The organism is Micromonospora sp. 4G55, from assembly GCF_016803375.1.
Genome location: NZ_JAEVHN010000176.1, coordinates 1 through 10,880, shown reverse-complemented (window position 1 = coordinate 10,880; position 10,880 = coordinate 1). Strand labels below are relative to the sequence as shown.

Annotated in this window: 4 protein-coding genes and 2 pseudogenes; 4 read left to right on the top strand and 2 right to left on the bottom strand. The window is 69.3% G+C overall.

The window, feature by feature from the left end; all coding sequences use genetic code 11:
• Positions 1–21: 21 nt before the first annotated feature.
• A pseudogene (locus JNW89_RS16420) lies at positions 22–2,426 on the top strand (type IV secretory system conjugative DNA transfer family protein).
• A 105-nt stretch (positions 2,427–2,531) separates the two neighbouring features.
• Here JNW89_RS16420 and JNW89_RS16415 read toward each other — a convergent pair.
• Positions 2,532–6,029 carry a hypothetical protein gene (locus tag JNW89_RS16415; RefSeq protein ID WP_238449579.1) on the bottom strand — a complete coding sequence of 1,166 codons (3,498 nt, stop codon included), beginning with the start codon at positions 6,027–6,029 and terminating at the stop codon, positions 2,532–2,534.
• Positions 6,030–6,602: 573 nt separating this feature from the next.
• On the opposite strand from JNW89_RS16415, the pseudogene JNW89_RS16410 reads away from it, so the two are divergent.
• The 3 genes and pseudogenes from JNW89_RS16410 (at position 6,603) to JNW89_RS16400 (ending at position 10,125) form a co-directional block, all read left to right on the top strand.
• Positions 6,603–7,558, top strand: a pseudogene (locus JNW89_RS16410) (replication-relaxation family protein).
• A gap of 482 nt (positions 7,559–8,040) precedes the next feature.
• Positions 8,041–8,853 carry a hypothetical protein gene (locus tag JNW89_RS16405; RefSeq protein WP_238449578.1) on the top strand — a complete coding sequence of 271 codons (813 nt, stop codon included), beginning with the start codon at positions 8,041–8,043 and terminating at the stop codon, positions 8,851–8,853.
• A 510-nt stretch (positions 8,854–9,363) separates the two neighbouring features.
• Positions 9,364–10,125, top strand: coding sequence for a MarR family winged helix-turn-helix transcriptional regulator (locus tag JNW89_RS16400; protein ID WP_238449577.1), 762 nt, complete (start codon positions 9,364–9,366; stop codon positions 10,123–10,125).
• A 150-nt stretch (positions 10,126–10,275) separates the two neighbouring features.
• On the opposite strand, the gene JNW89_RS16395 is transcribed toward JNW89_RS16400, so the two are convergent.
• The coding region (locus JNW89_RS16395) for a group II intron maturase-specific domain-containing protein (RefSeq protein ID WP_305070514.1) at positions 10,276–10,880 on the bottom strand (605 nt) is incomplete at its 5' end.

The window sequence follows — 10,880 nt, the reverse complement described above, 5'->3', positions numbered from 1 at the left end:
ACCAGCACACGCCCCACCCGGGTGGCCCACTGGGTGAGCGACGCTGCCGATTACGCGGCGCAGCGGCCCTGGCTGCTCGCCGTCGCCGCTGCCGCACTGCTCGCCTACATCACCGGCCGCAACCTGCTGCAGCTCTGGCGGCACCGCCGCCACGCCGACGGCGCCCGCCTGGTCACCATCGCCCCACCCCCGGAGGTCGACCCCCACAGCGCACAGGCGCTATGGGCCAACCTCGCCGGCACCCTCACCCCCTCCCGGTACCGCCGCTGGCTCCACGGCACCCCCACGTCGCCTGGCAGTACACCTGGACCGGCCGACGGCTACTCATCTCCGTCTGGGTGCCCGGCACCGTGCCACCCGGAGCGGTCGAGGCCGCCGTCCGCGCCGCCTGGCCCGGCGCCACCTGCACCACCGACGACACCACCACCGCACCCATCCCCCCAAAGTGCCGGCGGCCGTGGGCGGGCAATTGCTGCCCACCGCCGCCGAATGGCTTCCCTTCGCCACCGACCACGACAACGACCCGCTGCGCGCGCTGATGGCCGCCGGCTCCCAACTACGCGCCGACGAGCACGCCTGCGTGCAGATCCTCGCCCGCCCCGCCACACCCCGCCGCGTGAGGCGCGCCCGACACGCCGCCGCCCGGCTACGCGACGGCAGAACCGCCGTCCCCACCCTCAACCCCGCCGCACCACTGCTCTGGCTCATCGAGACCTTCCAGACCGGATCCTCCGCCCGAAGCCGGTCCACGGTCGCCGGCACGCCCCGGCGAGATCCGGGGGTGGAACGCGACGTGCGGGCCATCCTCGACAAGACCGCCCACCCCCTGTGGGAAACCGCCGTGCGCTACGCCGTCGCCAAAACCAGCCGGCGCGCCACCACCGACCAGCGTCCCCGGCTGCGCGGCATCGCCGACACGATCGCCTCCTCCTTCGCCGTGCACTCCGGCCGCAACCGCCTCACCCACCGCACCCGCATGCCCGCCCCCACCGCGGTCCTGGCGGCCCGGCGCCTCGGCGCCGGGTTCCTCCACCAGCACCCCCGAACTGGCCGCCCTCGCCGCCCTACCCCGCGACCTGGCCGTACCCGGCCTCGACCGGGCACGGGCGAAGTCCATGCCCGCCCCGGTCGCCGTGCCCACCGGCGGGCGCGGCACCAAGATGATCGGAGACGCCCAGGTCGGCGGCCACGGCGTCGCCCTGTCCGTCCCCGACGCCCGCTACCACCTGCACGTCGTCGGCTCCACCGGCAGCGGGAAAACCACCCTGCTGGTCAACATGGCCGTCGACGACATCACCGCCGGCCGCGGCACCGTGGTCATCGACCCCCACGGCGACCTGGTCCTGGACATCCTGGACCGGCTCCCCGCCTCCGTCGCAGATCGGGTGGTGCTGTTCGACCCCGACCAGCCCAACCCGCCCACCCTCAACCCCCTGTCCGGCGACGACCCCGACCTCGTCGTGGACAACCTCGTATCGATCTTCGGGAACATCTTCTCCAAGGCATGGGGACCCCGCATGGACGACGTGATGCGCGTGGCCTGCCTGACCCTGCTCCGCCACGCCAACGTCACCCTGCAACACATCCCACCCCTGCTCAACAGCAAACAGTTCCGCTCCGCCATGACCGTCGACCTCGACGACCCGGCCGGCCTGTCCGGCTTCTGGCAGTGGTACGACGAGCTCAACCCCGCCCTGCGCTCCCAAGTCATCGGACCCGTCCTCGCCCGACTGCGCGCGTTCCTGCTACGAGACTTCGTCAAACGCACCATGCGCTACCCGCACTCCAGCTTCGACATGGGCAAAGTCCTCGACGGCGGAGCGCTGCTCGTCCGCATCCCCAAGGGACAACTCGGCGAGGACACCAGCAAACTGCTCGGCTCCCTCGTCCTGGCCCAGGTGTGGCAAGCCGCCACCGCCCGCGCAAGAATCGCCCCCGACAAGCGCCGCGACGCCACCCTGATCATCGACGAAGCGCAGAACTTCCTCACCCTCGCCAACAGCCTCGACACCATGCTCGCCGAAGCCCGCAAGTACCGGCTATCGATGGTCCTCTCCCACCAGGACCTGGCCCAATTCCCGAAAGACCTGCTCGCCGCCGTCTCCGCCAACGCCCGCAACAAAATCTACTTCTCATGCGCGCCCGAAGACGCCCGCGTCCTCGCCAGACACACCCTGCCCGAACTCGACGAACACGACCTGACCCACCTCGACGCCTACACCGCCGCCGCACGGCTCGTCGTCAACGGCCGACAGACTCCCGCCTTCACCCTCAAAACCCGCCCACCCCGACCGGTCGCTGGTGAAGCAACCGCCATCCGGCACGAGGCTGCAGCAGCTGTTAAGCGGCAGGACGTCAGTGCCATCGACAAGCTCGCAGAGGAGGCTCGCAAGAACCGGCCAAAACGGGACACAGGCAAGCCTTGATAGGGCCAGGGTACCGATCTGACATTTCAGCCCACTGAACCTCGGGTGGCGAGCAGTCCGCCGGGCAGGGGCTCCATCGCGCCGGATTAGCCGCAATCCTTTCAGCTATGTGTCGGACGGCGGGTCCTGCAGCACGAAATGCATAGCCCGCTGTCGGGTTGAGTCGCTGAGTTTGCCGACAAGGTAGATCATGATCAGCACGGCTTCGTCCGTGCTGTGGCCCTTCAATAGGTGCAGCCACAGGGTTTTGAGCACAGTGTCGACGATCTCCACTACGTGTTCCGGAACCAGCGCCTCCAACGCGTGCGCGATCCCGTAGAGGTGATCGGGACGCGCCCAGGCCTCGCAGGCCAGTGCCGTTGATACCTGAATCAGGTTTCCGTCACGGTGTTCTTGTGGAGACGCAGCGTGCAGGCCGAGGAGTGCGTGGTAGGTCCAGGCGGTGATTGCCTCGGCTGGCGCACGGCGCAGGGCCGCCCGAAGGACCATCGCGGCTGGCTCTGGCTGCGTCCAGGCTGCCGGCCGACCGAGGACGGCTGCTACGGGTCCGGGTTGCCATTGTTGTTCTGCGGCCACACGGATGAGCAGGTCTTGGTCGAAGGGCAGGTCGACGGCGTACTCGGTGGTCAAGGTATGCAGCGCTTGCTGCATGCTGTCCTCGTCGAGGTATCCGAGTTCGACGGCGGCGGCCAGCATCGACAGCGTGCCGAAGGTGCGGACGCCATGGGCGTGCGCCAGCCGCCGCAGACCGAGGTCGTCACACCAGAATCCGGCACCGATCGTCTTTGCCGCGTCAACGTTCAGCAGCCACGGCGGCTCCTGCTGTCCGTGCAGGGGCGGGAAATTGACGAGCGCGGGATGGCCGATGCGGCGAAGGTTCCGTGCGTGGGCCAGCATGGTGCTGATCTGCTGCTGCTGGCGCTGTCGGATATCAGGATTCGATTCTTCGGCGAAGAACCGGTCACGGTCCGGATCGAATCCCATGGTACCGACGGACGGAAGGCTGAAGTAGTCGTCCGCCGCGAGAAGGTCAGCGAGCCCCGCAGCGGTAGTCATTACTCTCGCGACGAGTCTGGTGAGGGCGGGCGCGATACCTGGGATCAACGCCAACGTGTACAGGGCGCTCGCATCGACGACGCAGTCCTGATCAATAGTGTCCCTGACGTATTGCAGCTCGGTCTGGATGTCTTGATCGAGTGGTGATGCGATGCGGTGCACCCCCAGCGGGCGGTACGGGAAAATCGCCGCATATGGCTTACCTACGACCGGGCTCAGGAGGCCGACCGGTACAAGATCGTCCAGGACGATGGCGCGTGCGGCCTGGTAACTGGCGGCGTGCGCTCGGAGCATCGACTCCATATCAGCGGGCAGGGTGTCGTCGGCGAAGGTGTATTTCGTGACTCTGCTGCTGTCGGGATATCGCTCGAAGAAGGAGGCCCAGGCTTCTGTAACCTCCCGCCCAACCTCTTCCGGCAACTCGGAACGATCGATCCGCGTGTTGATCGCGTTCATCGCTGCCAGATGCATTTCCTCGTCGTGCGAAAAGGCACGAAGTTGCTCCAGCGCCGTTCGGGCCACCTCGGGGGCATCGCAGAACCGGCGGACCAGGTCGAGCAGGAACATGGCGCGGTGGGGGGTCGTAGGCTGTGGTTCGCCATGGCGGCGGAGTGTCTGCAATGCCTCCTTCGGGCTACCGTCCCGGAATTCGCACAGGGCGAGGTTCCAGCGCGCGTCATCGTCTCGGTCGTCGAGCTCCAGGAGGGACCGGCACGCGGACATGGCACTCGACCAGTCGTGCAGCGCGACCTGGATGTCGACCAGGCGCCGCAGAACCGTGGCTCGGCCGGGCCAGAGCATGCCCGACTCGGTGAGCGCCTGCTGGGCGATCTCTCTGGCGCCAGGCCAGTTGCCGTCTTCCATGTAGCAGTCGATGGCCATCAGCAGCAGACGTGGATCTTTCGACCGCTGCATGGCGTCGACCAGTACGCGCGCGGCGCGGGGCAGATCGCCGGCCGCACGGATCAACTCAGCGCGACGAACGGAGGCGAGGGGAAGGTCCTGCTCGAGGCTGCGGAGCCTGCTGTCGGCGTCGGGGCCGCTGATTGACGCGACTTCGCGGATCGAATCGATCTCAGCCATGGCGGCTGGATACTTCTGCCGCAGGGCATCAGCGTGTGCCTGGTGCGTCGCTCCTTCAAGGGCGAGGAAGCGCAAAGCACGAAGCTGCTGCTCGTCTGTCAACGCCGCGTCCGCCACGCGCAGCCATGCGTCGGTGCTCGTTAGGCGGCCGCCGTCGACCGAGTGCAGGCTCAGGATCTCTGCCTCAACCTGGAGCTTAACGAACCCGTCATTGGTCTCTGCGGCGAGTTGCTGCGCTTGTGTCGATCGGCCGGTGAGTGCCGCCCCAAGCGCCGCGAGAGGCAACACCCGGCTGTCGGCCGCCTCGTGTGGTGTTGCGTCGCCCTCAGGCGAAGGCCGCGTAATTGCCCACACTGCCTCCGGGTCCTCGCCGATGAACATCGCCTCCGCCGCAGCGGCGATGGCTTCGGCGCTGTCCCCCCTCCACAAGCGGCGAAGGTTCCTGGCTCGGATGGCAAGGTCACGGGCTCGGGCGGCGTCCTTCCACCTGCTGTCACCAGCACCGGAAGCGGAGCGATGTCGAAGTAGTTGCGCGAGGTGTAGGAGTACACCCGACCAGGGAGTCTTTTCGGCAACGCCTTCGAGGACGGTGATCGCGTCGTCAAGCCGGTCCAGATTCATGAACACTGTGGCTGTCACGGACGCGGCCGCGTCGCGCTCCCAGGCGGTCTGCGGGTTGAACCCGGCGATTGCCACAGCCGCCTCGGCCCATCGACCTTCATGACCTAGGCGCGTAGCGGTGGACAGAGGATAGGTCGGATCGATCCGCTGAGCTTCGTCGAGGAACGCAAGCGCCCCGTCCGCGTCGTCGGCGGTCCAGGCCACTTGCGCGGCACGAAAAAGCCAGAAGGCCCTCGGGCTCACACCCAGGTTAAGCGCCGCACGTATGAACTCCACCGCCGCAGCGGGCTGCGCAAAGGCGAGCATGAGCTCGGTCACGACGAGCTGGCCATGCGCCGACAAGCTCGCGACTGCTGCTGGCGGCGCAACGGCCCACTCGCGTGCCACCCGATATGGATCAGTCGAATCGCGCGTGAACGCGACTATTAACTGCCAGGTGCTCTCGTGGTCGACATCCTCGTCGAGGAGTTGCCTGGCAAGTGGGGGGAGCCGGTTCAGCACACGGTCGTCGCGTTCGAGCTGGCTGATTTCGATCCGGTCGAGCTGCTCGTGAATGCGTTCCCCGGCTTCAGCGACGTCGTCGCTGGTTGCCGGCTGCGGGCCAGCCTGGTCATAGAAATAGCCGACCGCCCATAGCCCGAACATCACAACCGCGAGCACGAACGACGCGGCCAACGGGTGCCGCTGCACCACGGACAACCAGCGCGGCAGAGTGAGCAGGTCACTGGCAAGGTTGGTCGTAATCGCCAAGAACGCACCGACGAACGTACCGATCAACGACACAGCGAGCGTCGGAAGGTACCGGAGCCGCCGAGGACCACCCATGACGATCATCGCTTCCATGCCGGTGTTTGCGGATCTTTGATCGTCCGCCGGACTGGCCTGAGTCGGTGTCAAAACCACGGTGCGCTAACCACCTCAGCAGACCGGGTCAACAATGGCCGCAGCTGCAAGCAACAGCGTAACCATCGGCCGCCTCCTGACGCTCGACCAAGCTCAGCGAGCCGACTCGCCGCCGTCGGGCCCCTGGCGCGAAGTTGCCGCTAGCGTCGACCGCGCCGTGGTTCGACCCGGCGTGCTTACCCGACGTCTGCCCGATGTCGCCGAGTGACTGCGCACGCCTGGCCTCCCACCCACGACAACACCTGCCAGCCCTTGTCAATGCCTCTGCTTCACCCCTTCCGCCGGCCCTTCGCCCGCCCTTCACCACTGATCGCCTATTAGCCCCGACAGGTTTCGCGGGTCGGTCTGTCGGTGCTGCACACGGCCCCTGATAGTCACCCTGCCAGCCCGATGCCGTTTCCAGACACCCCTCCATAGAGGGGACCTCTCCACCCCCGAGGGAATCTCGCGCGCCTGCCTCCGCCTGCGATCCATCCGGCTCCACCGCGCCTCGACCCCGAAGGACATCCACTCATGGCCTCCCAGCCTTCCCGCCCCGACCCTGCCGCCTCCGACCGTCCGTCGCGCGACCCAAGCCCGACGGCTCGCCGTCGGCCTGCTTCCGGCGGCCTGGGCAGCCGGCGCGCTCGCTTGGACAACCTTCGCCGGCTGACCACCCGAGACCGTCAGCTCCTCGCCTGGCTCGCCGAGCACTACGTGTTGTCCACCGATCAGATCGGGCAAGCCCTGTTCACCTCCCGTCGCTCGGCACTGCTTCGGCTGTCGACCCTGTATGCGATCGACGCGGTCAGCCGGTTCGTCGACGTCACCACCGGTGACAGGCAGCACCTTTTCGCTCTCGGCCCGCTCGGCATGCTCGTGCACCCCACCACATACACCGACCCGGACCGGGCCAACGCCCGCCGCCGCGCAGCAGCATCGAGCGCACCGAACGCATCGTCGGCAGCCGCAAATTGCGCCACCTGCTCGGCACCAACCAGCTGTTCGTCGACCTCATCGCCTACACGCGCACCAACCCGCATGCCCGCCTGGCGCGTTGGTGGTCGGAGCAGCACGCCACCGCCGCCTACGCCATCGCCGGCATCCGCCCCGACGCTCACGGCATCTGGTGCGCCGGCGGCCGCACGGTGGGTTTTTTCCTTGAGCACGACAACGGCACTGAACCGCTGACCACGGTGTTACGCAAGCTGCGCGGCTACGAACGCCTCGCCGAGTTCGGACCTCGCTACCCGGTCCTGCTGCGGGTGCCCAGCCGCCGCCGGGAGACCAACCTGCTGCGTGCGCTCGCCGGTGTGCCCACCGTCATGCCCGTGGCCACCGGCGTGCAGGGCGAGCACCCGGCTGGCCCGGCCTGGACGCTGAGTACCGACTCCGGCCCGCGCCGCTGGCTGCACGAGCTGCCCTGCGACCACGGGCCCGACAACCCCGCGACCAATCCCCACCGCTTCGCCGACAACCCCGACCAGTGATCCCTCTACCCGCTCACGGCCTGACAGCGGCGGTCACTGCCTCGCCCCCACAAGCGCAGACCCCCCATCTGACAGGCGATAGCGCCGGCTGACAGACCGACGCGGTCTGACACCCCGCAAGCCCCACCTCGCGTACCGGCGCCCAGGGCTCTGACAGCCCAGGTCAGCGCCATTTTCCGGACGACATGGGCGCCACGGGCGCTGACAGAACCCACCGCTACCGTCGTCGACAACACCACCCCCCACATATCGCTTCACCGGTTCGGTCCCACCTGCAGGGATCCCTCGCCGCACCTCTGCGGTGCGCCGGCGCCCACCCGCTACGGCCGGTCGGCACGCGCCCCGCGCGGCGGCCCCCAGGTCGCACCAACCACCCGCACCATCCGCGCCCCTTCTGCCTTGTCTGCCCTGAGCCGACCCATGCACTTGGTGGGCCGGTCCCTTGTGCGCGCTCTGACGCGCCCGCCTCAAGGAGGAATCCCATGGCCCAGACCGTCAACGGCACCCCGCTGACCCGTAACGGCAGCCGCGTGCCGGCAGCCCCCAACCGGCCCAGCCCATCCCCCGTCAAGCCGGTGCCTGCCGCCGCTGCCCGACGGCCGGTGCCGCAGCCGATCGCCACGCCGGCCCCGACCATCCAGACGATGATCGTGTGCCTGCCCGACGACGTCCCCCAGGAGGCCCTCGCCACCGGGCAGCTCGCCACCCACTTCGGCGTTCCCGGCGCCCTCACCGCCCGCTTCTGGGCCACGCCCGGCCTGCGGCGCTGGCAGCGCCACCATCTCATCGGCCTGCGCAAGGGCGCACCCGCGCTCTGCGCCGGCGGCCCCGTCAGCCTGCTCGACCTGGTCGGTATGCGCCACGCCGCCGCGGTCGGCGCCGGCATCCGCCATCAGATCTGGCAACAGGCCGTCCACGGCACCCGACCCGCCACCGGATGGCCCGCCTTCGAGGCACGCCACCTCGCCAACCCCGACCGCTACCCCCACGACAGCGCGGCCGCGGACTTCCACGCCCAACCCCGCGTCCAGGCCATGCGCCTGCACGCCGCCGCCAACCCCGGACCCGGCCAACCCGGCATCGGAGAGCTGGAGATGTACCAGGCCGGCCCCCTCGCATACCAGCACTACAGCGCCGCCACCGCCGTGGTCGGCGACGCCATGCTCGCCGCCGACGGCCGCGAACTCGCCCCCACCAGCGACGCCCTCGCCGACCGCACCACCTACATCGAGCAGGCCCTGCGCCACCTCGCCACCCTCGCACCCGACCAGCGGCTCATCACCGTCGCCCTCTAACGCCACGATCGGCTCACCGGCGCCACGGCGCCCTCAGCTTCCCCTTCTCCTGGGGGACACCAGGCGTTGTCCCGCCGTCGTGCGGCGCTCCCGGCATGACCCAGCCTTAGCGCGGTAGCACCTCGCACCCCCAACGCTGTGGGCACACCGCGTCGGCCACTCCCACGGCTGGTGCGTCGACGGCAGCAGCGCCGGGCGCCCCGGGCATGGGGTGACCCGCCAGTCCGGCCTGCAGCAGGCAGCTCTATTCCTCTTCCGCCCACGTTGGCCTCTCACCGCCGACTGGACCAGGCGGCGCGATCCCACACCGGGTCCGGCGGCGCCCGCCCGTAGCCACCCCCAGCCGGCGCGCCCACCCAATGCCTGCCGACAGGCCGATGCCGGTCAACGGCGGTGCGGGAGGACACCTTCCCGAGATTCGGTCCGAGCACTTGATCAGCGCGGCGGTCGAAGCGTGGATCAGTGCGCGGACCTCAACCCGCAGGAACCACACGACGAAAGGAACTTTTTATGACGGACACGCCATCGGAGAACCTCCCCGCGCACAGTGCGTTCAAGGTGCTGGCGGCGCTGGCCGAACTCGGCGAGGCCACCGCCGCGACGGTCGCCGAGCACGCCGGACTCGGTTACTCCACCACCACGCCGAAGCTGCGCGCCTGGGAAGGATCGGGACAGGCCGAGCGGCTCCGCACCGGCGACGGCCGCACGCTGTGGCGACTCACCGACGCTGGCCGCGCCGCCACCGCCGCGCCGCAACCCGCGGCGAACGCACCCGACCCGGCCGCCACCCCGGAGGCCGCGCAGGAGCCGAGCCAGGACGGGGACGCACCCCCTGCCGCCCAAGCGGCAGACGCCCCGGCCAGCCCCAGCGCGCCCGCACCGCCGCAGACCGATCTGAACGCGCAGGGCGCGCCTATGCCTGACGGCGCCCCCGCCGGTGACACGCCAACCGGCCCCGCGCCCGAGACTCCGTCGGACAATCCCGACGATGCCCGCGCACAGCGGAGCCAATCTTCGGGCGGGTCCCGCCGCATCGGCGGGTCGCTGCGCGGAGCGATCCTGGACATTCTCGAGGCGCACCCGGACCGGGCCTACAAGACCGGTGAGCTGTGCCGTCTCATCGACGCCGCGAACGTCGGCACCGGCGCGGCCAAGGCCAGCGCGGGCGCCGTCGCCAACGCCGCAACGAAGCTCGTCGCCGACGGGCAGGCCGTGCAGATCGTCGAGCGTCCGGCCACGTACCAACTCGCCCCCGCCACCGGCGGCGAGTGACTCCACCTGTCAGGCAGCCCGGGGGCGGGCGTCGAAGTTCGCAGCCTCACGCCCGTCCCCGGTGCTCCTTCGTACAAGTCGGGTAGCCCCATCGCGTCGCCGTGACGGGGCCCCCTCAGAACCGGGCGTGCGGCTTTCACCGCACCCGGCTCAAGCAAGCCCCACGGGCTCGCAGGTCTCTTGCGGTGCTGGGCTCACGTTGGCAGCGGAGGTGCGCCGCCGCCGGCAGTGAGCGTGGACGAGACGCGGTTGATCGTCCGGCCCGCCACCCCCTGGGACGATGGCTTTGCGGCTGATCGCCTTGCGGGTTCCGCGCAGCCACTGTTCCCACTGCTGTGGGTTCTGCGGCTGCCGGTCGGCGTGCAGCAGCAGGTCGTCGCAGTAGCCGCACCGCCCGTGCTGAGCCTGGAGCAGGCCCAGGGTGAGGCGGTTGACTGGGAGCGACGATCGGCTGCGGCGACGCCGGGCGTTCCAGTAGTCGGTCAGGGTCGGGTCGTCGACGGACGCCGAGCCGATGACCATCTGGTGCCGGACGATTTTCGTCCAGCCGAACTTGAGCAGGTATGCGCCGCTGTCGCGGTCGCCGAACACCCACCGGGTTCTGCGGGACGGGTTGAACCGGTCGAAGTACCGGGAAACGATCCAGTGCTTCGGCTTGTTCGGGTGGCGGCGTAACGCCCACCTGTAGGTCAGCTGCCACAGGTAGTGGTCCAGCCGGCTGAAGACTCGACTGGACACCGCCGTCCGGTAGTAGG